At 44.0% G+C, this 24,547-nt stretch carries 19 protein-coding genes and 4 pseudogenes; 6 read left to right on the forward strand and 17 right to left on the reverse strand.

Annotated elements, in window-relative coordinates; translation table 11 throughout:
- A pseudogene (locus tag F6K38_RS15010) lies at positions 1-188 on the forward strand (IS630 family transposase); the annotation flags it as partial.
- 14 nt (positions 189-202) lie between these two features.
- Here the strand turns inward: F6K38_RS15010 and F6K38_RS15015 are convergent.
- Both F6K38_RS15015 and F6K38_RS15020 read right to left on the reverse strand, forming a co-directional pair.
- Positions 203-415 (reverse strand): annotated as a pseudogene (locus tag F6K38_RS15015) (nitroreductase family protein); the annotation flags it as partial.
- Positions 416-448: 33 nt separating this feature from the next.
- Complete coding sequence (locus F6K38_RS15020) at positions 449-610, reverse strand: hypothetical protein (RefSeq protein ID WP_287267980.1); 162 nt, start codon at positions 608-610, stop codon at positions 449-451.
- Positions 611-951: 341 nt separating this feature from the next.
- On the opposite strand from F6K38_RS15020, the gene F6K38_RS15025 reads away from it, so the two are divergent.
- Complete coding sequence (locus tag F6K38_RS15025; protein ID WP_287267978.1) at positions 952-1,848, forward strand: LysR family transcriptional regulator; 897 nt, start codon at positions 952-954, stop codon at positions 1,846-1,848.
- A gap of 519 nt (positions 1,849-2,367) precedes the next feature.
- Here the strand turns inward: F6K38_RS15025 and F6K38_RS15030 are convergent.
- The gene (locus F6K38_RS15030) at positions 2,368-2,787 is read right to left on the reverse strand and encodes a hypothetical protein (RefSeq protein ID WP_287267977.1); all 420 of its coding nucleotides are present in this window, start codon (positions 2,785-2,787) and stop codon (positions 2,368-2,370) included.
- A gap of 1,218 nt (positions 2,788-4,005) precedes the next feature.
- Between F6K38_RS15030 and F6K38_RS15035 the strand changes: the two are divergent.
- The 3 genes and pseudogenes from F6K38_RS15035 to F6K38_RS15050 all read left to right on the forward strand — a co-directional run.
- Positions 4,006-4,914, forward strand: a pseudogene (locus F6K38_RS15035) (reverse transcriptase domain-containing protein); the annotation flags it as partial.
- A 105-nt stretch (positions 4,915-5,019) separates the two neighbouring features.
- Positions 5,020-5,631: pseudogene (locus F6K38_RS44185) on the forward strand (HNH endonuclease signature motif containing protein); the annotation flags it as partial.
- Between the two features lie 701 nt (positions 5,632-6,332).
- Complete coding sequence (locus F6K38_RS15050) at positions 6,333-7,601, forward strand: RNA-guided endonuclease InsQ/TnpB family protein (protein WP_287294831.1); 1,269 nt, start codon at positions 6,333-6,335, stop codon at positions 7,599-7,601.
- An 11-nt stretch (positions 7,602-7,612) separates the two neighbouring features.
- Here the strand turns inward: F6K38_RS15050 and F6K38_RS15055 are convergent, their stop codons facing one another.
- The 6 genes from F6K38_RS15055 to F6K38_RS15080 all read right to left on the reverse strand — a co-directional run bounded on the left by F6K38_RS15055 (position 7,613) and on the right by F6K38_RS15080 (position 16,668).
- On the reverse strand, positions 7,613-8,308 hold the full coding sequence (locus F6K38_RS15055) for a redoxin domain-containing protein (protein WP_287267155.1): 696 nt from the start codon (positions 8,306-8,308) through the stop codon (positions 7,613-7,615).
- A gap of 306 nt (positions 8,309-8,614) precedes the next feature.
- Positions 8,615-10,723, reverse strand: a complete 2,109-nt coding sequence (locus F6K38_RS15060; RefSeq protein ID WP_287267157.1) for a protein-disulfide reductase DsbD family protein — start codon at positions 10,721-10,723, stop codon at positions 8,615-8,617.
- 154 nt (positions 10,724-10,877) lie between these two features.
- Positions 10,878-11,210: a DUF433 domain-containing protein gene (locus F6K38_RS15065; RefSeq protein ID WP_287267159.1), complete on the reverse strand. Its 333-nt coding sequence runs from the start codon at positions 11,208-11,210 to the stop codon at positions 10,878-10,880.
- 84 nt (positions 11,211-11,294) lie between these two features.
- Complete coding sequence (locus tag F6K38_RS15070; RefSeq protein ID WP_287267162.1) at positions 11,295-14,537, reverse strand: efflux RND transporter permease subunit; 3,243 nt, start codon at positions 14,535-14,537, stop codon at positions 11,295-11,297.
- A gap of 24 nt (positions 14,538-14,561) precedes the next feature.
- Entirely contained in the window at positions 14,562-14,699 is a 138-nt protein-coding gene (locus F6K38_RS15075) for a hypothetical protein (protein ID WP_154659972.1), read from the reverse strand.
- Positions 14,700-15,138: 439 nt separating this feature from the next.
- Positions 15,139-16,668 carry an efflux RND transporter periplasmic adaptor subunit gene (locus F6K38_RS15080; protein WP_008190564.1) on the reverse strand — a complete coding sequence of 510 codons (1,530 nt, stop codon included), beginning with the start codon at positions 16,666-16,668 and terminating at the stop codon, positions 15,139-15,141.
- Between the two features lie 192 nt (positions 16,669-16,860).
- On the opposite strand from F6K38_RS15080, the gene F6K38_RS15085 reads away from it, so the two are divergent.
- Complete coding sequence (locus tag F6K38_RS15085) at positions 16,861-18,543, forward strand: dipeptide ABC transporter ATP-binding protein (RefSeq protein WP_287267165.1); 1,683 nt, start codon at positions 16,861-16,863, stop codon at positions 18,541-18,543.
- A 249-nt stretch (positions 18,544-18,792) separates the two neighbouring features.
- Here the strand turns inward: F6K38_RS15085 and F6K38_RS43320 are convergent, their stop codons facing one another.
- The 8 genes from F6K38_RS43320 to F6K38_RS15120 all read right to left on the reverse strand — a co-directional run bounded on the left by F6K38_RS43320 (position 18,793) and on the right by F6K38_RS15120 (position 24,349).
- Entirely contained in the window at positions 18,793-18,972 is a 180-nt protein-coding gene (locus F6K38_RS43320; RefSeq protein ID WP_071986983.1) for a hypothetical protein, read from the reverse strand.
- 20 nt (positions 18,973-18,992) lie between these two features.
- The gene (locus F6K38_RS15095; RefSeq protein WP_287250651.1) at positions 18,993-19,394 is read right to left on the reverse strand and encodes a hypothetical protein; all 402 of its coding nucleotides are present in this window, start codon (positions 19,392-19,394) and stop codon (positions 18,993-18,995) included.
- A 254-nt stretch (positions 19,395-19,648) separates the two neighbouring features.
- Positions 19,649-20,593 (reverse strand): trypsin-like serine peptidase, encoded by a 945-nt coding sequence (locus F6K38_RS15100; RefSeq protein WP_008190568.1) that lies wholly within the window; start codon positions 20,591-20,593, stop codon positions 19,649-19,651.
- Positions 20,594-21,546: 953 nt separating this feature from the next.
- The gene (locus F6K38_RS43325) at positions 21,547-21,711 is read right to left on the reverse strand and encodes an excalibur calcium-binding domain-containing protein (RefSeq protein ID WP_081432012.1); all 165 of its coding nucleotides are present in this window, start codon (positions 21,709-21,711) and stop codon (positions 21,547-21,549) included.
- A gap of 331 nt (positions 21,712-22,042) precedes the next feature.
- Positions 22,043-22,228, reverse strand: coding sequence for a hypothetical protein (locus tag F6K38_RS15105; RefSeq protein ID WP_008190569.1), 186 nt, complete (start codon positions 22,226-22,228; stop codon positions 22,043-22,045).
- A gap of 124 nt (positions 22,229-22,352) precedes the next feature.
- Positions 22,353-22,571: a hypothetical protein gene (locus F6K38_RS15110; protein WP_008190578.1), complete on the reverse strand. Its 219-nt coding sequence runs from the start codon at positions 22,569-22,571 to the stop codon at positions 22,353-22,355.
- A 27-nt stretch (positions 22,572-22,598) separates the two neighbouring features.
- The gene (locus F6K38_RS15115) at positions 22,599-23,177 is read right to left on the reverse strand and encodes a hypothetical protein (protein WP_008190580.1); all 579 of its coding nucleotides are present in this window, start codon (positions 23,175-23,177) and stop codon (positions 22,599-22,601) included.
- A gap of 152 nt (positions 23,178-23,329) precedes the next feature.
- Positions 23,330-24,349: an adenosine kinase gene (locus tag F6K38_RS15120; RefSeq protein WP_008190583.1), complete on the reverse strand. Its 1,020-nt coding sequence runs from the start codon at positions 24,347-24,349 to the stop codon at positions 23,330-23,332.
- Positions 24,350-24,547: the final 198 nt, after the last annotated feature.

Below are 24,547 nucleotides of genomic sequence, written 5' to 3' on the forward strand. Positions count from 1 at the left end.
AGTATAGTCCTGATTATAACTTAATTGAATTGGTTTGGCATTCAGCAAAAGAATATATTGCCAATCGAGTTTTCAAATCAATTGAAGAATTAGAATGTTTGTTAAATCATCTTTTAAATGAAGGAGGGTTAATTATAAAATGGGTACGAAAAATAAAAAACAAAGGCAATGCTGTTATCACAGTTTAAATGCGCAACAGCTTAAAAGCACAGGCTCTTAACTTTTCTTTGTTAGCTTGCTCCTGTACGACTATAAAGCGCCAGGGTTGTAAATTGAAACCAGAAGGCGATCGCACTCCTAAGCGAAAAATTTCTGTTAAGATTTCTTTGGGAATTGGATCAGGACGAAATGAACGGGCAGCACGACGCTGTTCTATTGCTTCTTTTAATCCCATTGATGGTGATAGTTCGTTCATAGTTAGTTATTTGAAGGTTTAAAGTTGATAGGTTTAAAGTTGATAGGTTGAAGGTTTACAGGTTGAAGGTTTACAGGTTGAAGGTTTACAGGTTGAAGGTTGAAGTGTGTAGGGTGCGTTAGGGGTGCGCCTTGCCATCATTTCAACTTCGTAGCCAATAGCCCCGTAACGCACCACCGAAGGGCTCGAACTCATTTTCCACCTGGTAGTAAGCGTTGGTAAAGCCCGTCCCGTAACGCACCACTAGGTCAAACTAGATATCAATACCAAGCAAAAATTTGATATCTAGTGTTGAATAAATAAGCAATTAATTCGTACTTTATGACTATCTTTATCCTCTCAACTATAGTTTTATAAATTACCTATTAACTAGGAGCTATTACCCTGGCTAATTCTAGAATTTGGTAACGCAGTTTATGCTCTTAATTACTTGATGTTTTTACTCCATAGAAGCTTATATTACTAGCTTAGGTAGTAATTTGAATTTTGTCTAATATAATTTTTGGAGGGACTTGATACCTCGAAAGGTATGACTGATGCTATCTAACATTGAACTTAATCATCTTAAGACTTTTCTGGTCGTGGCGGAAGAGATGAATTTTGGGCGAGCTGCAGAGCGGCTTCATATTGCTCAACCGCCTCTGAGTCGTCAAATTAAACGCCTTGAGGAAAGCTTGGGGGTACAGCTTTTTCATCGTACCAAGCCCCAGATTCAACTAACTGAAGCTGGTAGGGCGTTGGTGTTAGAGGCGCGAAGGATCCTCAAGCAGGTGGATTTGGGTGTCCAAGTGACTCAGCGAGCTAGTCGTGGGGAAATTGGCCAGATTATCTTGGGGTTTGAGGGATTTTCTTCAGCTGATATTGTCCCGTTATCGATTCAAGCTTATAAGCAGCAATTCCCTGATGTACACATTGTGGCTAAGGAGATGTCAACTGGGGAACAACTTCAGGCATTGTTGGAGCAACGGATTGATTTGGGTTTTATTGTGCCTCGCAAGGTGGATGAATCACTGATGCTGGAAACGATTCTGCGAGAACCGTTGGTGTTGGCAGTATCTGAAACTCATCCCCTAGCTAGTCAAGATCAGGTGCAACTAGGTCAACTCCAGGATGAACCGTTTATTCTCGGATTAAATACGGATCAATGTGGTTTATATTCGGCGGTGATTCGTGTCTGTCACCAGGCTGGCTTTACTCCTGAGGTGAGTCAAGTAACCAATGAAACCCAACTGATGTTGGGATTTGTGGCAGCGGGTATGGGAATTGCTCTATTGCCCAATTCGATCAGACGTTTTCGTCGAGATGGGGTAGTGTATCGGTCAGTACAACCTTCTACAGCAGAGATTGTGTTAGCGATCGGATGGCGTATTACTAATTCTTGTCCTACTCTTGAGCAGTTTTTACAAGTAGTTAGAGATACAGCCAATCTGTAAGCATTCAGCCGTCAGCTGTCAGCTTTTTAATAAAAGAGATAAGTATTAAGCTGTTCAGCATTTAGATTGGGATACCTAAATTGCTCAAAGGGAACAGGGAAAAGGGAACAGGGAACAGGGAACAACCAATTTAAATGCACATCAGCTTAGAATACGGCGGTTTGCATAACTATCAGGTACACAGGATTGTTTGCCCACTTCCGACTTCCGACTTCCCTGCTCCGAAGTCCCTGCTTCCTAAAACCCAAGAATTTGTACCTAACTCAATTGCAAACCGCTGTACTCAGTCCCCAACCAGTACTTATAGTATGGTTGGGGATTTTATCCTAGTTAGTAAGGTACGAATGGTAATATCTACAACTACTTTCAGCATTAATAGCTCCAAGAGTTTAAAAAAAACTTCCGTTAGTCCAAGTTCTCCGAGAATTGAATAAGAAGTGTCTTTAGCAGAATAAACCTCTATGAGATTGTCAAACAGTAATCACAATAGATTTAATTTATTCAATAAACCTAAGATTATTAATTCTTACTCTTATCCTGAGACCATATAATAAATAAATACAATAACCATATAACAAGACTAACAAGACTTAATATTAAAGCCTCTTTATGAAACCCTAACTTATATAAAATAGTTAGAAAAATCCCAGAAACTGCCAAGATCAAATAAAAATTACTTACTCTAATCTGTTTAACCTCTTCATATATTTTTAAAAATGTTTGTCCTATAAGTGAAAGTGGTTGATCAAATATATTTCTTAGAAAATATAATGTAATTAAAAACGACAATATATATACCCAAGGGATTATCTTGTCAGTCTCAAAAAAAATAAATAATAATAGTAAGCTAAAATTGGCAACAAACCAAGATAGACCTGCTATCATTATAAAAGCTGCTATTATTTGGATTAAACCTATTATTAAAGCTAAGTAAATCATAATAACTCCTATCAATTACTTAAAGATAATGATAATCTTAGTAACTCGACACACACTAAAAATAACCCATATTTAGTTATCAGTATTTTATTTTACTTTTATGCAAATTTTTAAATATTTTTAATTTTAGGGATAGGTTGTTTAGGTTAAATCAGGTTTCTTCGATACTACGGCCAGGGTAAACGCATCTAATTTTTTTATTCCTACATATAGTGTTTATTTAATTTAATGAACACTATATGTATAAAATCTATTGTCAATAAGCACAATAATACTGGGTTTATTGAGAACTACCCCCGGTTTATTGACAAGATGCGCTTACCCTGTAACTGGTTTGCTCATTGTTGTTACTGTACCTCATAGTTATGCAAACCGTCGTAATGTTGAGTTACGTCACCTATCAGCTATCATCTATCAGCTTATGGGCGCTTGGGCAAGCTACACCGAACAGCTTTTGAATAAGTAATGCAGCGCGGTCTTGGGGGTTCCCCCATGAGCAACTGCCGTGGTTTCCCCGGAGACGAAACCTTAGAGAGGTGCGGCTCGTTCTAGCTAAGGAGCCTCCCGTAGTAGGGAGGGGTATGAGCTAGGGGCGCGAAGAGTAATCTTCAAAACCCAACTAACTGTTGAATGGTGGTGAAAGTCCACCCCTTGAAGAGACAAGTGACTCCTTATCTGGCCACACCGAGGTGGGCGGCAACCCACCAGAGTGACGCTGGCATCAGGGCGGAATCAGAGGTAAATCAGATGTGCCACACTGCCGCTAAAAGGGAGGCGACATGGGTAGATTAACAAAAGTCCTTAAAAAGTGTCTGACGGTCAAGCCGCAATCTGAAGAGAATATGCGAGACTTTATCCTTTTATTCTCACGATGCTTTCTTTCTGGTAATCGTAATCTCTGAGAAGAGGATAGGCAAAATGGTTAGAAGTTACCGCAAGAATAGTGGAGCCTTTATAGTTAGTCGGCTATGGGTAAAAGGGTTAAAAATTTTGTAGTAAGGCTCCACTATTCTAAGGTTTCATCTCCGGACTGCCCTAAATCGTCAAAACAATCTAACAGTTGGAACGAGTAAAAACGACAGCAAAAAGAGTCTGGGGAAAGGTCGAAACCTCAGTAAGTTATGCCAAACTTAATCCTCACTGTCGGGTAAGATGCAGTCGAATAACTGACTGCGGGTATCCAGAAAACACAAACTCTAGGAGAGTATAGGTAGACGCATGTCCAATAGATATAGCGACCTCTGGAAAAGTCAAAAGTGGAAAAAACTCCGCCAAGACTTATTCCGCCTACAAAAGCGAGTGTTCAAAGCGATTCGAGATGGTGACCTGAAGAAGGCGCGGTCTTTACAAAAACTGATTCTGAAATCCCGTGCAGCACAACTTTTGGCTGTCCGTCAAGTCACACAATTGAATAAAGGGAAAAAGACGGCTGGAGTTGATGGCCTGTCAAGCCTCAACTACAGACAGCGAATGGAACTGGTAGAAACATTGAACGACCATGCCTCTGACTGGAAGCATAGCCGAGTTCGTGAAATTCCAATCCCGAAAAAGAATGGAAAAGTAAGAATGTTGAAAATACCAACTATCGCTGACCGAGCCTGGCAATGTCTAATTAAGTTTGCGCTAGAACCAGCTCATGAAGCAGGTTTTAGCGGAGATAGCTACGGATTCCGCACCGGTAGATGTGCTCAAGACGTACAAAAACGCTTACAGCTACATCTAAAATCGGACAAAAACGGAATCAACAAAAGGGTGATCGAATTAGACATCAAAAAATGCTTTGACCGTATCTCACATAACTCCATAATGGAGCGCGTCATAGCCCCGGCAGCTATCAAAAAGGGAATATTCCGATGTCTTAAAGCAGGAGTAAATCCCGAGTTTCCGGAGCAAGGCACACCTCAAGGGGGAGTAGTGAGTCCCTTATTAGCCAACATCGCACTCGACGGAATAGAGGACATACACACCAGTCTGAGATATGCCGACGATATGGTGTTCATCCTTAAGCCAAAAGACAATGCTGAGAAGATACTAGACAAAGTTAAAGCCTTCCTAGCAGAGCGCGGAATGGAAATCAGTGAAGAAAAGACCAAGTTAACTAAAACGACAGACGGGTTTGACTTCCTATGAAGTTACCGTAATAATAAAGAAGCCTTTACAGGGGACAGACTATGCAAAAAAGGGTTAAAAATTATTAATTAAGGCTTCTTTATTCTAAGGTTTCGTCTCCGTGGCTGGAATTTCCTCCTCCAGAAAAACGGAAAGTTTCGGTCAATTCCCTCAGAGGAAAACCACCGAAACATCCGGAAGAAGATTAAAACTGTGGTCAACAGCTCGAATTATGGTGCTGAAATAAAAGCAACGAAACTAGCACCCATCGTGCGCGGTTGGCGAAACTACCATAGTAGCTGTGATATGAACAGCAGCAGGGATTCCTTATGGTTCATGGGCAACACTGCCCACCGAAAGTTCCGAAAGGAAAAGAAAGTAAGTCGGTATAGAGCTACAGAACTATGCAAAAAGGCATTCCCAAAAGTGGGGTACAAACAAAACCAACACGTAAACGTAAGGGGCACCAAGTCACCCTACGACGGCGACCTGGTATACTGGAGTAATCGAAATTCCCGATTATACTCCGATGCTACGTCAGAAGCTTTGAAAAAGCAAAACCATTCCTGCGGATATTGCGGGTTGAGGTTGATCGAAGACGAGGATGTACATCTTCATCACATAGATGGAAACCACGACAACTGGTCAAAAAAGAACCTATCAGCAGTTCACCAAAGCTGCCACCAGCAAATACATTGGAGCAAAAGCGAGGTGCGCTTTCCAATGGGCAGATAAACTGCCCCTGGGTCGCACCTCAGCTAAGGATATCTAGGAGCCGTGTGAGGCGAAAGTTTCATGCACGGTTCTGAAGGAGAGGTGCTCCCCGTAATAGGGGACATCGACTCTAATTGGAGCCTTTATAGTCGGAGTCGGCAGGTTATAGGTAAAAGGTTTAAGTCTTTTGTAATAAGGCTCCACTCTCTTACGGTAACTTTAAACCATGAGCGACTGGATCAAGACAACAAGTAACCATTCTTTTAATCTGAATTGAGTCTGCATGATAGCTGACCGCTAACGCCACGCACTTCAAGCAGGGTGCCCGTAGCGCATATGCTTATATGGGCTTTTCCCCAGACTTTCAATGTTATTTTAAGCTCACGGCTGACAGCTGACAGCTGTTCGCGTAGCCTGCCCGTAGCGCATATGCTTACAAATAACCTTCAACATTTACCCTTTAACTATTGTTTTTAACAAAACTCGCGGAATTCCCCAACCTCGTGCGTTGTAGGTTGGGTTAGAAGTTACCGCAAGAATAGGGCAGCCTTTATGGTTGGTCGGCTATGCATAAAAGGTTTAAAACTTATTGATTAAGGCTGCCCTATTCTAAGGTTTCGTCTCCGGGATGGATAGCGAGCCAGGAAATTCATCTTATCCCTTGACATATTACTACTAAATACATATAATATTAAGCAAGGTCGATAACAAGGTTGAGTGCAGTGAAACATAAAGCCGTCAAAGTTAGAATTTATCCCACGCAAGAACAAGTTCAAGTATTAGCTCAGCATTTTGGATGTGCTCGCTGGTGGTGGAACTATGCCTTGAATCAGTGCATAGAAACCTATAAAGAAACTGGCTTTGGGCTAAAGCAATCTGCACTCAACTCTATGTTGCCAAAGCTCAAGAAACAAAAGGAGACTGAATGGCTGAAAGATTGTTACTCTCAGGTTCTGCAATCCGTGAGTCTCAATCTTAGTCGTGCTTACCAAAATTTTTTTGAGGGAAGAGCAAAATATCCTAGATTCAAGTCGTACCATCACCGTCAATCAATCCAGTATCCTCAAAACGTAAAACAGGTAGGAGATTGCCTTAAATTCCCTGGAAAACTAGGAATTGTCAAGGCAGTAATTCACCGACCACTGGATGGAGAATTTAAAACTGTGACAGTCAGTAAAACTCCTTCCGGAAAATATTATGCTTCTGTGTTAATGGAGTACGAGGGTGATGGAGTGAAGCTGTTAAAGAACGGAGGTGCGCTTGACCTAGGCGAATTAAATTCGCCTAGGTCAAGCGCACCTAAGGTGATCGGTATTGACTTAGGTATCAAAGATTTGGCGATTACCTATGACGGTGAAAAGACCTCTAAGTTCAGTAATCCCAAGCATCTGGCTAAGTATGAAAAGAAGTTAGCCAAAAAACAGCGTATTGCTGCTCGAAAGAAAAAAGGCAGCAGTGGGCGTAAAAAGGCCAGAAAGATTGTAGCTAAGGTATACGAGCGAATTGGAAATGTCCGCCAAGACTACCTACATAAGCTGTCTAGAAAGATAGTAGATCAGAACCAAGTAGTGGTAGTCGAAAACCTGAATGTCAAGGGCATGGTTCGTAACCATAAATTAGCTAAAGCAATTTCTGATCTGGGCTGGGGAACCTTTGTCAATTTCCTTTCTTACAAATGCGAAAAAGAAGGGAAAGTATTGGTAGAGATAAATCGGTGGTTCCCCAGTTCTAAGACCTGTTCTAATTGTCATTATCAAATCAAAGAGTTACCACTTGACTTAAGGACTTGGACTTGTCCAAGTTGTGGAACTCACCACGATAGAGATGGTAATGCGGCAAAAAATATTAGGGCAGAAGGAATCAGAATGCTATCCTCCTCTGGGACGGGGGGGGACAACGCCAGTGGAGAAGAAGTAAGACCAAGACGTGGGCGTCCGTCCAAGTTAAGGCGTTCTTCCGTGAAGCTGGAAGCCCCGACCTCTACGAAGTAGGTCGGGGTAGTTCACCTATTATATTTAACTGAGCAACCGTAAGGCTGAGTGACTGTTGTTTCTACTGGTTTATTAGTAATAACACTATCCACAGCAGCTTGGACATAGTTGCTAGCAGTTTCTACATCGGCTGGATTAGCTGAGGGTTTATTATCAATTGCTCCCATGTATTTTAAGACTCCATCAGTATCAATAACATACATATGGGGTGTGGTGCGAGCTTGATATAGACGACCAATGGTGCCTTCGGAGTCTATAATTACTGCTGTGGGATTAGCGCTACTGCTTTTAATCAATTCATTGGCTTTTTGAGGGGTGACATGACCTTGCTTTCCTGGAGCTGAAGAGATTATGGATAACCAGACTACTCCTTTGCTGGTGGCTTCTTTCTGAAGTTTCTGCATGTTACCGCTGTTGTAATGTTTGCGGACAAAGGGACATTGGTGATTAGTCCATTCTAATACTACGACTTTGCCTTTGAAATCACTGAGCTTGTGGGTGGTATTGTTGCTATCAACTCCAGTGAATTCTGGTGCTTTTTCATCAATATTTAATGGTGATGATGCTGCAATTGCGGTGGATACTTGACTTGTATTTTTGGCATCTTTGGTGAGGGGATTAGTCTGGCATCCAGTGATAATTAAGGCTAGGGCTACTAATCCAGTGGTGGTAATTTTATGACCGTTAAATTTGAGAAAGTTGTTCATGTTTTTTGATGGCTGATTGTTGATTATTGATTGTTGATTGTTGATTATTACTTGTTACTTGTTATTTGCCATTTCATTAAATTCTACCTAAATTTTATATAGGGATCCTAAATTAATTGTGATAATTTTTGATGCCATATTCCCTACTCCCTACTCCCAAATCCGCTGGGGTGCATCTCTTGTTTGCTGTTTGACCCGATGGTGCGTTACGGGGCTGGCTATCTTAACACTGGTTTAGAGGCAGAAAATGAGGGCTCGCCCGCCCCTAACGCACCCTACGCTACTCCCGACTCCTGACTCCGTTTGCTATAGTTTTTTGATGGCACGTTGAACTTGCTCTGGGGATAGAATCTGAGGTAGTATAATCGGCTGGGTAAATTCTGAGTCTGGTGGATACAATACATAAAGGGGTACGCCACTACGTCCGAAGGATTCTAGAGCTTTGGTGATGGCTGGGTCACGATTAGTCCAATCTGCTTTGAGTAGGGCAATTTTTTTAGACTCAAAGGCGGCTATGGTTTCTGGCTGGTTGAGGGCTACACGCTCATTAACTAGACAGGTAATGCACCAGGATGCTGAAAAATTCAGGAATACTGGGCTTCCTGATTGCCTTAGTTTAACTAGTCGTTGAGCTGTATAGCCTTGCCATTTGATGCCGTTATTTTGATTATGGGTCAGTGCAGTAGGAGTGGTGGTGGAAACTTGGGCTAAGCTCAGGGAAAATCCTAGGGCGACTAAGGCGCAGATTGAGCCAAGATGCTTTCCTAGAGGGGGGAGTAGGCGGGTTTTTTGGTGCAACCAAGTGGCAAAGGCAATTAGGATTAGCCCTGTTAGGGCAGCTGCTAAACCGTTGGTTCCAGTTTGCTGGACTAATACCCAGATTAACCAGGCGGTGGCGGCGTACATGGGGAATGCCAGAAGCTGTTGGAAGGTTTCCATCCATGCTCCTGGTTTGGGTAAAATACGCTGCAATCCTGGGGTGAAGCTAATGGCTAGGTAGGGCAGGGCTAGCCCAAGACCGAGCATTTCAAAGATTGCGATCGCTATCGGTACGGATTGGGTCAGGGCTACTCCCAGGGCGGTTGCCATGAATGGTGCGGTGCAGGGAGTGGCGACTACGGTGGCAAAGACTCCTGTGAAAAATTCCCCGATGTATCCTGAGCGAGTGGTTAATCGTTGCCCAATTCCCATGATGGAAGCACCGAAGATAAAGACTCCCGATAGACTTAAGCCAACCGCAAACATTAGATATGCCATTAAGGTCACGAAAACGGGGGATTGTAGCTGGAATCCCCAGCCGATTTGTTGCCCTAGCGATCGCAAAATTAATAGCACACTGGCCACTACCGTAAAACTGACCAGAATGCCTACGGTGAATGCGATCGCATGGCGTCTCACTTGTTTGGGACTTTTCTGGGATTTTTGGACTATGTTGAGTGCTTTGAGGGATAGCACTGGCAAAACACAGGGCATCAGGTTTAGGATTATGCCTCCGAGTAGTGCTAGCAGGAGCAATTGCCATCGGGGTTGGGTTGGGGTTGGGGCGGTTTTGCCTATTTCATTGCTGACTGCGGCTTCAATGGAGAAGGCTTGGACTACGGATTGGTTGTCTAGGGATTCTCGAACCACTAGCACTCCAGTGATGGGGTCGAGTTTCCTAAGATAGCCTCGCTCTAATCGCAAGGTGATTCCATCTTGATTAAGTTCTGCGATTTGAGGCGCTGGGTTGCTAATGATACCGTCTTGATGTGGGAAAAAGGTCACCTCTTGGATTTGAGCCTCTTCCATTTCCGGGGCTTCAACGTGCAGGACTAAGTCTTTTGGTTCGATAGTGACCGTGACTTGCCATGGGGAGGGTTTGGGTAGACCTTGACGGGCTTGCTCAAATACCTGTGCCCAATTTTGGTTGACTAAGGGAGGTCTAGAGGTAATTGGTAAGGTGAGGTTGAAGGTGCCTTCTTCGGGAATACAGTTTACTTCACACACGAGCCAATCAGCTTTTACTCGGAGTTGCAGAGAATCGGGAGTCGCTAGGTTGGCTGCGGGTGTGATTTGGCTGAGTAGGGTAACCTCTTCTTCATAGCCAAAGTTCATTAATGGCTCAAGGGGTAGCCGCTGGGGATAGGGCCAAACGATGTCTCCCACTTCAAAGCCGGGGGGTAGGGTCCACTTAAGGGTAGCTCCAAGACCCGAATCACCAGGGTTTCGCCAATAGGTGTGCCAGGCGGGATTGATGTTGAAGTGTAGTCCTACCCAGAAGGGGGTTCCAGGTTGAATGTTGATCACTTCGCTGATCAATTGCACCTCGACGTTCTCGGTTTGGACTGGGTTAGCCGAGGCAGGAGCAATGGGTAGTAAGGCAGTGGAGAGGGTTAGGGCTAGGGCTATGATCCAGGTGAGGAGTTGGTGCAACATGATGACTCTACTGATACATGTTTAACCTACACGATTTTTTTTTAGGAATCATCTCAGGTACAGTTAGGTCAGTTACCCATTACCCATTATCGATTAAGCAACTAATCTTTTGGTTATTAAAATTTTCATCTGCCAGGAATCGAACCATTTGGGATTACCTGGATTGATTGCGCCTAGCTAATAAGCGATCGCGTATTCCCATTGGATTAAAGCGTTGTTCAGCCTCCTGCTGAATTGCATCTCTCTGACGTTGACGTTCTACCAGATAGGTATGAACCTCATCTCGATGTCTGAGGTAGTAACCGATAACCAAGTAGATATCTGGTAGTTGTAGTGATGGATATTGCTCTGCGATTTCCTCTGGCGTGCATCCCTCAAGAAAAGCAGTCACAACAGTGTCTAAGGTGACACGAGTTTTGCCAACTCGTACAACACCATAGGCATCTGTCTCTATTGGTGCGGGTTCAAGGGCAATTGCTAGAGTCATGACTTTATCAGGTTGCTATTTCAGATGGTAGCAAACGCCTAGTCAGGGTGAGGATATGGGTGTTACTGAATCAGCAACGTCAGATTAATCAACTCTAACCATTTCACGGGATTCTTCCTTATTATTCACCTCAGAAGGTTTCAGCTTTTGACCCCTAAAGTCTCCTAATAATCCCATCAATGCTGGAACTACTGTAGGTGTCAGTAATGTAGACAAGGCTAATCCCCCAGTTAAGGTAATCCCTAACCCTTGATATAATTCAGCTCCTTTCCCTGGTATTACTGCTAGCGGTAACATTCCTAGTACTGTAGTGCCAGCAGACATGAATATCGGTCGTAAGCGATCGCATACAGCTTTATACAACGATGTATCGTAATCTATTCCTTGTTGCTGTAATTGCAAGGCTCGGTCTACCAAAAGGATGGCATTATTCACCACAACTCCAGTCAGAATCACAAATCCCAACCCAGTAATCATATCCAGTGGTACCAAAACACCAGGAATTCTGTTCACTATCACCAAACTCAACAACGCTCCGGTTAATCCTATCGGTACGGTTGCCATAATTACGATGGGATAGAGAAAAGAATGGTAGAGTGCGACTAGCAACAGATAGGTAATCACTAAAGACAGAATAAAGATTGACCCCAACTGCACTAACGTTTCCGATAGCAAATCTGCCGAACCAGCTAACTCGACACGATAGCCAGCAGGTAGGTTTTTCCGGAAGGGTTTGAGAATTTGCTGCTCTGTCTGTTGAACTAGTTTGCCTAAGGGAGCTGAGCGCTCGACACTAACGGTTAGGGTAATAGAACGCTGTAAATCCACTCGGTCAATCCGATCGGGTCCGGTGGTATCTACTACTTCAGCGACATCAGCTAGTTGTACTTGCCCACCATTGGGAGTATAGATCACTAACTGACGCAACTGCTCTGGGGTTTTGACAACGGTATGTTGTAATTCAACGGTCACATCCAGTTCCCGTTTACCATCCACAAATTCTGAGGCTTTAATCCCACCGAGAGCAGCTTCAACCATTCTCCCTAACTCAGCTTCTGACAAGCCCACTTCTGCCAGTCGCACCCGATTGGGAATTACTTGTAATTCTGGCGCACCAGTAACAAAACTGGAACGAGCATTGCGCACACCGTCCAGTTGGCGCAATTGCTTAGTAATATCCTGACCCCACTGGTTTAATTGATCCAGGTCTTGTCCTACCAGACGCACTTTATAGGACTTGCCTGGATTCCGAAAAATGGCAGTGCGCCTGGCAACCACAAAGCGATAACCAGGGAAATTAGACTTTACCTTTCCCATCCGATTCACCATGTCATCGAGATTCCTAGCGGTAGCTAACTCTGGCTTGAGAAGGACAAAAATTGCTTTCCATCCGGAGCTTGCTAATAGCAAGGTTCGGTCAATTTCCGGCTGCTGTGCCAAAAACTTTCTGGCCGGTTGAGATAGCCGTAGGAATTCTGGAATACTGGTGCCTGGAAAGGGTTCCGTTAACCACATAATTAAATTACGGTTCCCTTCTGGTAGGTAATCCATGGGGGGGAGTAACCGAATACTGACAAAGAGCAATACTACAGGAATCAACAACACAGCCAAACGCCTTCCGATCCGTTTGCCACCAAGAGACCAACGCACGGTTTTTAATAAAAATCCCTCTAGCTTGCCTTGCCATACTCGAAACACTGCTGAAGTTTTGGCTACAGCTAGCACTAGGACATTTTGGATTTTGGCTCCTCTATTTCGCTGCTTTGGGCGCAATGGTTTTGGGTCTAAACCTTGGGTGCCGACATCCCCCATCCCCTGCAAAATCTGTTGCGCCTCCGCTTGATTAAGAAACAGTCCCGATAGCATAGGCACTAGGGTCAGAGCTGCAAACAGGGAAAACAATACCGATGTCGATAGAGCAATACCAATATCAAAGAACAGCTGTCCTGCTTCCCCTGTGACTAAAACAATGGGAGCAAATACTGCTACGGTAGTCAGAGTAGAGGCTAGCATAGCTGACCACACTTCTTGAGTACCGTCAATAGCAGCTCGGAGCGGATTTTTTCCCCGTTGCATGTGGGTGAAGATATTTTCTAGCACCACAATGGCATTATCTACGACCATTCCGACCGCAAAGGCTAATCCTGCCAGACTGATCACATTCAGAGACCGACCTAGCAAGGCTAAGACAATAAAGACGGTAATAATAGTAGTCGGAATAGTAAGGGCAATGACTGCTACGGTTCGCAATGACCCGAGAAACAGCAGCAACACTAGGGATGCTAGAATTGCCCCCATGATCAAATTTTGCTGCACTAACGCAATAGATTGGTTAATATAGTCATTCTCGTCGTAGTTAATTAAGAACTGGACACCTTCCCCTTGCTGTTCCAGTTGGGCTTCCAGTTTCTTGAGTACTGCTCTGACCCCCTTAGATATCTCTGGGACATTGGCACCAATTCGTCTTTCGATACCAATGCCAGCGGTTGGTTGGTCATTTGCTACAAGAACCGTACTTTCAAGCTTGCGACCAATTTCGACATCAGCTACATCCCCCAAATAGACAGTTCCTGATTGGTCTCGGCGCAACACAAACCCTTCCAACTCCTTCACATCCTCAGAGCGACTGACGGTGCGGACTCGGTATTCCCGTCTTCCCACTACCATCGGTCCACCCCGAATATTGCGGTTATTATTGCGCAAAGTATTCACGACATTAGAAAGGGTTAGATTGCGGTCAGCTAAGGCTTTCGGGTCTACAATCACCTCCACTTCCCGTTCCCGTCCCCCAGGAGTAAGAACCTGAGCTACTCCTTCGACTTGGCGTAACTTGGGTACGATGGCATCTTTAATCAAGTCACGGTAATGGTCTGGGTCAGAATCATAGCCTTCTTTGGGCATTAGGACAATCCACATCATGGGACGGCTAACACCACTGACCACTTCAGCAGAGGGGTCTCCCGCTTCTGGAGGTAGAGAGGACACTCGCTGTAATTTGCTCAAGACATCTACTAAGCGAGCATCAATATCTGTTCCCCAATTGAATTCCAGAGAAATCCGACTGCGTCCAGGGCGAGAGCTACTGGTAATTTCTTTAACTCCTGTGACTTCTTCGAGCGCTTCTTCGATCGGTCTAGTAATCAGGTCTTCTACTTCCGTCGGTCCTGCTCCACCGTAGGAGGTGCTAATGGTAATTTCTGGGGTATCACCTCCTGGTCTAAGTTCTAGGGGAAGCTGGAATAGGGCTAAGATGCCACATAGGGCTAGGAGGCAGAACAGAACAAATGTTCCGTGTCGCCAGCGGACAGCTGTTTCGATAAGTTTCATCAAATTTCACCGAAGTTGGCAACTTTAGGAACTAGGAATTAGGGAACAGGGAATCGGGAATCGGGAATCGGGAATCGGGAATCGGGAATCGGGAATCGGGAATCGGGAATCGGGAAGGATTCTAGAGACTAATATAGCGGTTTCTAGCCTAATGAGGTACACAGGATTTTTTCCCTGTTCCCTCTTCCCCTCCTGGGAGGGGTTAGGGCGTGTCTTCAAACTCCGAGTACCCCCGTTGGTCCCCCTTAAAAAAGGGGGACTTTGAGTATGGCTCCCCCCTTAATAAGGGGGGCTGGGGGGGATCTAATATCTTGCGGAAAACTTTGAAAACACACCCTAGGGGTGGGTTCCTCTTTCCTGTTCCCTGTTCCCAGATCCGCTGTTCCCTAAAACCAGGTAATCTGTACCTCACCAAATTGAAAACCGCTATACAGCACGGCGGAAATCAATATACTTTTCAAAAATAGCAAAACTCTTATATATTAAACCTCTAATAACTAAACATGTAATAATTTTGAATTTTGAATTTTGAATTTTGAATTTTGAATTCCGCACAGCGGTACTAGTTTTTCAGGTTTGCAATAGGTTCAATAATTAGGAATTAAGGACTAGTAATTTTGACTGGTGCGCCGTTTTTTAGTCCTTCACCACCTGACACAACTAGGGGTTGATTGGCTTGTAATTTTTGATTAGTGATCAGGAGTTTTTCCCCCATATCCGCTAATATTTCTACGGTAAACTCTTGTGCTTTGTCTTGGTAAATGGTATATATTAAGGATTGGTTTTTTCGTTTAATGATGGCATCACGGGGGATAACAAAACTGGGATCTACATCAATGGGTAAATCTAAGGTGGCTTCAATTCCCATTCCAGCTAATAAGTCTTTTGGGGGATTGTTGAGATTTACCCTTACTAGTTGTCGCCGTGAGTTGGCATTGGCTGTAGGCACAACGCTGGTAATCTGTGCTCGTTGCTGCCAGTTAGGTAAACTTCGCGGTGCAGTTAATTCCACATACATCCCTGGTTTGACCTGATTAGTAAACTTTTCTGGTACTTGTAGAAAGATATCGAATTGAGCATTATTGACCAAGGTAATGATGGCATCGCCACCTTCAACATAGTTGCCAGTGTCAACCTGGCGGGATTGCACAACTCCGGCTATAGGCGCTTTAATCGTGGCTCGTTCTGATGCTAGTTGAGCTTGCTCAACCGCTGCAACAGCTGCTGCTACTACCCCTTTCTGGGCATCAATTTCTTCCTGGGTTGGTCCGACTTGGGCTTCCGCTAACAGAGCTGCAATGCGCAACCGCTCACTGATGGTGGCATCAACGGTACTTCTGGCTTCAGCAATCTCTTGCTGGGTTTTAGTTTGTTCTGCACTTAGGGCAGCTTGAGCCCGTAAGCGCTCACTGGTAGCTGCATCAGCTGCTTTTTCGGCTTCCACTTTTGCTCGTTCAGACAGAGCTCCTTCCAGAGTTAGGGCTTCAATGCGTTTTAGGTTATCCTTGGCTTCTTGTTCCCGAGCTTGAGCCCCATCTAGTTCTGCTTGCCGTTGGGCAATTAAATTGGGTTGGACGGCTATCATACCATCAAGGTTGTCCTTTGCTTCTTGTTCCCTAGCTTTAGCGGCATCCAGTTCTGCTTGCCGTTGGGCAAGAATTTCTGGACGGGTTCCCACTTGTAATCGAGCGAGATTACTTTTTTCCTGAGCAAGCCTTGCCTTAGCTTGGGCGAGGGCTAACTGTTGGTCAGCACCATCAAGAATAGCAATGGTCATGCCCGGTTTAACGCGATCGCCTTCTCGGACTTTGACTTGTTGTATTACACCATCCACCTGAGATTTAATCGTGATTTTTTCACTTGCCTCTACTTCACCCAGTAACTGGATCCGTTTAATTCCTTTACCTAAGGTCAGGGGAATAGTTTCTACAGGTCGCGGTGGTGTCTGTTTAGTTTTCGTCTGGGCTACAGGGGGTTCTGGTACTGTCGAGATTTGCAACAAAGCTAGACCTCCTACCAAAAACAGGACTGTGAGTAGCCATGCCGAGGATTTGGCTTTGGTTTCTTCTTGGCTTTGAGAATTTGAATCTGGCTGATAGTGATTAGACACTTGGGGATTTACAGGTTCCATGGTGATGCCCTGACAAAAAGATGTCAAAAAGATGTTTATAGGATAACTTTGCTCAATCCTACTGGCGGCCTCATGAACTCGATCAGAGCAGTTGACTTAGATAGGAATTAGTCTAGCTTTACAAATTTTAATCAAAATTTAATGGTTATGGCATCAAAGTTTTTATATTATTGGGAGAGAAATATTTAATAGATGAGTGAAGCGCTACTTTGTGTCGAAAACTTGCAGGTGGCCTATCCTAGCAGCCAATCCCTTGAAAAACCCACTTGGGCAGTAGATGATGTTTCCTTTATCCTAGATTCAGGGGACCGACTGGGATTAGTCGGTGAGTCAGGCTGCGGTAAGTCTACTCTGGGACGAGCAATCATGCAGTTGTTACCGCAACGGTCCCGAGTGAAAGGACAGGTTAGGTTTGCAGGAAAGTCTGTCTTTGATTTAACCCCTGCACAGCTGCGCCAGTTTCGGGGAGAAGCAGTAGCCCTAGTCTTTCAAGACCCGATGACTCGCCTTGACCCTTTAATGAGTATAGGGGAACACTGCCTAGAAACCCTCAGAGCTCACCAACCCCAGCTATCAGGACGTGAGACTAAAGCAAAAGTAATAGAAACTCTAGATGCGGTGAAAATTCCCGCTAATCGCTTCTCTCAATATCCCCATGAATTTAGTGGTGGGATGCGGCAACGGGTTGCGATCGCATTAGCCTTGTTGCTCAATCCCAAGCTAATTGTAGCAGATGAACCCACCACTAGCTTGGATGTTACGGTAGAGGCACAGATATTAGAAGAATTAACCATGGCTTGTCGAGAACGGGACATGGCACTGTTACTGATTTCTCACGATTTGGCCATGATCGGGGAATATTGCGATCGCATTGCGGTCATGTATGGTGGGAAAATGGTGGAAACTGGGCCAGTGGCACAGATTCTGTGGCAACCTAACCATGATTATACGCGATCGCTTTTAGAAGCAGCTCTACATCTCCAGGCAGTTAGAGAGCACACTGACACTAATGACCCTGACACTAATGACAATGAGGGTAATTCCAGCTCTGCCATTCCTACCCCTTTGCTACGGGTTACCAATCTCCAGCAATATTATACCTTAGAAAGCAATTTTATTCAGCAACTGGTATCTCAAGAAAAAAACGTTATCAAAGCTGTGGATAACGTCAGTTTTGATTTATATCCTGGTGAAATTTTGGGACTAGTAGGAGAATCCGGTTGTGGTAAAAGTACTTTATCTCGCACTATCTTGCAATTAGTTCGTCCTACTGCTGGAACCGTTGAGTTTCAAGGCACAAATTTAGCTACACTCAATCGACATTCCCTACAAGAGATTCGTCGTCAAATCCAAATGGTATTTCAGGACCCCCATGCTTGTCTTAATCCTTTAATGACTGTGGGAGAAAGTATTGCCGATCCGTTATTTATTCATAAATTAGCGGCTAATCCAACAGCAGCAAAAAACCAGGTCAAGGAAATGCTAGAACGGGTAGGATTAACGCCTGTAGAAGATTACTATAATCGATATCCTGCTGACCTTTCTGGAGGACAACAACAACGGGTTGCTATTGCTCGGGCATTGATTACTCATCCTAGTTTGGTGATTTGTGATGAACCAGTGAGTATGCTGGATGCTAGTGTCCAAACTCAAGTACTAGAATTAATGTTGGAGTTGAAAGAAGCCTTTAATCTTACCTATTTGTTTATTACTCATGACCTCTGGGTAGCACGGTTTTTCTGTGATGGAATCGCCGTGATGAATAAAGGTCAGATTGTTGAAAAGAAACCAACTCATGACCTGTTTACTAATCCTGAGCATCCTTACACTAGAACCTTGCTAGAGGCAGCTCCATTGTTAGATAAACAAAGGTGATTTCTAAGCATTCAGCGGTCAGCATTCAGCTTTCAGCTTTCAGCGGTCAGCTTTCAGCTTTCAGCTTTCAGTTTTCAGTTTTCAGTTTTCAGTTTTCAGCTTTCAGCTTTCAGCTTTCAGCTTTCAGCTTTCAGCATTCAGCTTTCAGTTTTCAGCTTTCAGCTTTCAGTTTTCAGTTTTCAGTTTTTAGTTATCAGTTATCAGTTATCAGTTATCAGCTTATGCGCTACGCGCACGCTACGCGAACAGTTAACGGCTAACGGCTGACCGCTGACCGCTGACCGCTGACCGCTGAAGGCTGACCGCTGAAGGCTGACCGCTAACGGCTGACCGCTGACCGCTGACCGCTGACCGCTGACCGCTGAAGGCTGACCGCTGAAGGCTGACCGCTGACCGCTGACCGCTGACCGCTGACCGCTGAATGCTGATAGCTGAATGCTGATAGCTTACTAAAGGATTTCAATAGTTTGAGCAGTGATAGCAGACTTACTGGAACCAGAACTCTGACCTTTAATCCGAACCTTCTGATCAGGACTTAATTTTCCTGGGTCAACAGTTTCTCCTTGACGAGTGATTTTGGTATCGGAAAGAAGTTGTACACTATAGGAACCAGACTTCGTCTCTACCTTTAACTGTAGAGGGAAGCTTTCCATAACTGCGACAATTTTACCTTCGATAATCATTTGTTCATCAGTTGACCTTTCTATTGGATTATTATCTGGATTATTACCCTGATTGTTTTCCGATGGAACGTCTGGTTGCGGAGCGCTACAAGCGGAAAACAGCAGGCATAATCCGATAAGACTGCTCAAAGCAAAAGATTTAACAGGAATTTGTAGTTTAGTAGTCATCTGACAGTTTTTTCCTTTGTTAGTTGAACTGTAAGCATTCAGGTATCAGTGGTCAGCCGTCAGCCGTCAGCCGTCAGCTTTTAGCTCACGCTAAAAGCTGATAACTAAAAGCTGATATAGCAACGCATTCAGATGTTTGACATTCCTAAACTCCTAAACTTAGTCATAGCTGACTTCTGACTTCTGACTTCTGACTTCTGACTTCTGACTTCTGACTTCTGACTTCTGACTTCTGACTTGCGCGTAGCGCTATATTAGACATTTTTCCAAGCCGACATGTTATCAAACACAGACTTATTGATGCGGACAGCACTGTTAGGACAGCCACCATAGCCGTGAATTCCCACTACATGGTGTTGACCATCTTGCAAGCGCCAGACTGGGCTACCGCTTTGACCGCCATAGGTATCGAGCATATAGGAGAGCTTGCGACCAGTGATTCTGGTAATTCGACCAGCATTGAACCATTGTGTGCCAAATGGTTTGTCACCAGCGTAGCCAGAGTTATTTATCAGTAGATTTGTGAGTAAGTCGTCGGATAGATTGGCAAATCCGAACCAGCCGACTCGGTTCCCTAGGGTGTCATCCGGTAGAATAATTGCTCCGTAGTCGAAATCATCATCTTGTTCTTGTGTCCAGCCTTTTACACTGCGGAAGGATGTGCTAACTTGGGAGCCGAAGGGAGCTTCGTTTTCATCAATACCGGGAAAGACCTCAATTTTCCTGGCCCAACCACCAGCACTATGGCTATAGACGCAGTGTCCAGAAGTCATTACTGTCCGTGGTCCAATCAACCAGCCAGTACACAGAGACCGCCTCCCATTAGCTTTGGTAATGATTAACTGGCAAATCCATCGCCAGGGCATACTAGTAAGTGAAGAAATGCGGATGCGGTCGTCACTACCACATACTGACTCTGGCCTTTGGAATTCTCCAGCACCAGCATCTGGAAGATTTTCCATATCCTCTGTGACCAACATTCTTTCCTGGAAATCAAAACCCTCATTAAGCGCTCGGGATTTATTGAATCTGGGTACTGCTTCGATTTCACCGCGACCCATCATTCCCTCAAATTGGTCTTCGGTATCTATTGACTGGGATTGAGTTTCGCTGGAAGTGATTTCATGGAGCTGCTGATCCTCCCGTTCTATTTCCTTGCCTTGGTTGGTTTGATTGGAAACTATTTCAGTTTCTGACATAACCATTCTCCTTACAATTAACTACTACAAAGAACTCAAGTGAATGTTCTTTCCATGTACATAATCGCAAGGTTGCACTAGGCTTGACAGTACCCTTGCGGGTACTTATAGCGCTACGGGCAAGTCAGAAGTTAGAAGTCAGAAGTCAAAAGTAAGCGATTACTTACGTTTCGGAGTTTAGGAGCGATGCAGAGGTGCGACCCGTGGCGAATTTCATTCTTAATGCGGAAAACGCACCATTACGGTCTTGGGGAGGCAGCGCGGTCTTGGGGGTTCCCCCCGGAGACGAAACCTGATTACGTTGAGCCTTTATGGTTGGTAGGTTATGCAAAAAAGGGTTAAAACTTATTGATTAAGGCGAGCCTGTCTTACGGTAACTTCAAACCACTCGCGCTTTGCCGTGGTTTCCCCCACTCGCGCTTTGCATCAAGACAATGTCCTAATCTGAATGGGTAGTGCTATATAGTCAATTTTTTGATCAAGGAAAACTTAGGTATTTAACTGAGGTACGGGAGTACATCAGTTATCCTGAACAACCCAACCCTCAAGAACGTGATAGCTGATTGCTGATTTTAGCTAAAATTTGGTATCATAGATGTTTTTCGCCTTTGATACCACAAAGAAGACCTTGATTCCTTACTATAAATAACTTTTTCTCTTTATAATAAGCGCATATTTGTATTTTTCTTTACAACTTAAGTATAACACATTAGGGCATCAACACCTACAGCTTAACAATTTGTAAATACATACCCTATATCCCCTATATCATTAGATCAGCCCTGTGAGAATAAGAATCACGTACAGCGAGCGAACCTCAATGGCCACGTAATCGATAAACTACTAGATGAACGACTGGCATTGGCCGCCAGATCTTGGGTAACAGGTGTTTCTGAACCTTGGTTATAACCTGAAGTCAATCAAACGCCTAAGTCAGTCCTCCAAGTACATCTTTAGTTTTGGATTTGTAAGAGCTTCTCACAAGCTATACCGTCTTGATCACCATCGAGGTTGTGAATATCCCCGGGATAGGTTTTCAGTAATAATTGAGCTTGTCTTTGACTTTTAAAATCCGCGCAATTACAAGTATCACCTGTACCGATAACACAAGGTGGGATTTCAGGACAGGTCTCATTTTAAACTCCAATGGAACATAGTGCTCTCTGTCCTGAAGAGCTAAATACAAAAGTCAAAATTGATACTATTAAAGCAAAGGCAGCGATAACATCAGAGCGCTCCCATTTGTGACTGTTATTTTTATTATCAGTATGGATCATGATTACATGATTCAAGTTCTCAGTTCAAGTTTCATTGACCATAGATTAGATTCTTCTAACTCCTTGTGTCAAGCCTAATTGAGATGCTCTTACACTGCATACTTAACCCTTCATACTTCATAATTGATACTTAAGCCTTCATAATTGATACTTGATGCCTTGTTCATACTTCTTACTTTAACAACTGGGATTCCCAATCCTGACTAGTATCCAACCTAATCACCAAAGATTGTTCCTCTTCTGTAAACCCTTCAAATCCAGCCTGTTGACCCTTAAGCAAATCAACCGTAGCATCAGACACATCCCCACTACGAGATAATAAGCGATTGGCCGTAGGCCACGCGGGGCGCGTTCGCATAACACAGCTTCTGGTGCGCAGAGCGTAAATAATTTGTATCGGTAACTGATAACGCTTGGCTTTTGCGATCGCTAATTCTCGGAAAGCCAGTCGGTCATACTTACCATCTCAAATAGGGAGCATGTCACTTATGCAGAACATTTGTACGCTTATCTGGGGAATGGGGAATGGGGAATGGGGAATGGGGAATGGTGATGGGTAATGGGTAATGGGTAATAGGTAATAGGGGGAGTATGTCACTTTTACCGAATATTTTTACCTTATCGATCGCCCCCTCATGGGTAATTGCTTGCTCCTCTGGTAAATAGTTCATCTGTTCTGCAACTAAGACCGGCTCGAACACAGGATTTTTGTTGTTTTGTCAAGTAGTTCATTTGTTAGGCTTATTTGACCTGCTCCCAGTTTGAGGTCCACCAATGTACTTTTGGCTTTGCTGATAATTTTGGTCAATCGCCTCCCGAATTTTAGCAACTGTGCCAAAACTACGGATATAATTATTGGTCTTCGCCCTTTGATGGAACTGAGCTACAACTTTTCCCAATTCCAACCTATGAGTTGTGGTAAGATTCTGCTGTTCCAGGATAGTACTTAACAGAGACTCTTGAGGAAACTGGCGCATTTTAACTGCATACTCTACCACCTCACCCACTCCCCCTAGTCCAAACCCATCACTGGTTTTAATGATTGGCACAACTTCCAAATAAATCTCAGGAGAAACTGACTGATTGATGCGCATTTCTTCTTGACAAAAATGCTTTCGCTGAGCTAAACTTGAATAGTCCAGGAATCCAAAATATACGGCTTTCTTGACTTTATAGACGTACTCGCCAGTAAGCAGCACATAGGAAGCATGGGTCTGAATCAGTTCAATAGGTAGTTTCACCGGATGAGGATAAAATTCCGGCTGCATCATCTGGTTAATTAAACTCGGAATATCTGTCTGTGTCATTTTTCAATAAACAGTTAACTTGGAACTGTTTACTAATTGGGAAGCATTCAGCTGTCAGCTGTTAGCTGACAGCTGATGACTGAATGCTTACAATGATTGGCCGTAGGCCACGCTACGCGAACGAAAGCTGTCTAAATTAAATACACAATAGCTTAATCGCTACTAACAACTTCCTTGACAGACTCAGCCTGAGAACCCTCCAGACGTGGACCATGAGTTTGTACTACTTTTGAAGCAAAATAGTTTCCCCAACGTGCTGCTTGCTTAGTGGTCAAACCATTGGTGATTCCAAACAACACACCACCGGCAAAGGCATCACCAGCTCCTACGGTATCCACGGCCTTAGCTGGGAATCCAGGCACCTGGAAAATTGTTTTATTTTCCACCACTAAACAACCATTAGAGCCATCAGTGATAAAAGCTGTATCCACTAACTCACTAATTTTACCAGCACAATCAGACAAGGATTCCAATCCACAGAAGTGACGTGCTTCTTCCGCGTTACAGAAGACCACATCACAATAATCTGTAATCAGCTGACGGAAATCATCAGCAAAATTCTCTACTAGAAAGAAGTCGGAAAAGGTAAAAGCACTCTTTACTCCTTTAAGCTTGGACTGTTCCATAGCCTCAATACAAGCTTTCCGAGTGCCATCCCCCGTCCACAGATAGCCCTCAACGTAGCTATATTTGCATTGGCTGAGTCGTTCTACATCAATATCAGTAGGAGCCAAAGTAGTAGACACTCCCAGATGAGTACACATAGTACGCTCAGCATCAGGGGTAGTTAGAACCACACAGGTACCAGTTGGACCACTAGATAGCTCAGCTGGATGCACATCAAATTGAATCCCTGCCTCCAATAAGTCTTGTCGGTAAAATTCCCCATTGGTATCTCTAGAGACTTTACCGGAATAGAAGCCTTTACCACCACTTTGAGCGATCGCAATCATAGTATTAGCAGCCGAGCCTCCTGAGCTTAGTTCCAGAGAATGATGCTCAAGATTGTGTAGAATCATAGCCTGCTTTTGGGCATCCATCAAAGTCATTGCCCCTCGATTCAGGTCATGTTGCCGGATAAAATCATCATCCACCAGTGCCAGAATATCGACTAAAGCATTTCCGACACCAAAGACATCAATAGGTCTTGACTGTTGAGAGTTTTCTGTCATTTTCTTCCAATCCAACTAATCATTCACAAAAAAGCCAGGGAAATTTTAACTCTGCCCTGGCTTAATCAGACAACTATAACCAACCTATCATTGCTCTATGATTACTGTATAAAGTAATGATATTGTTTTCGGTTGAATATTTATCATGGAACGTTATTTGTTAATTTAAAATTGAACAGTGAAAATTCTCAGTGAAAA

The sequence above is a fragment of the Moorena sp. SIO3B2 genome (genome assembly GCF_010692525.1).
GTDB classification, from domain to species: Bacteria; Cyanobacteriota; Cyanobacteriia; order Cyanobacteriales; family Coleofasciculaceae; genus Moorena; species Moorena producens.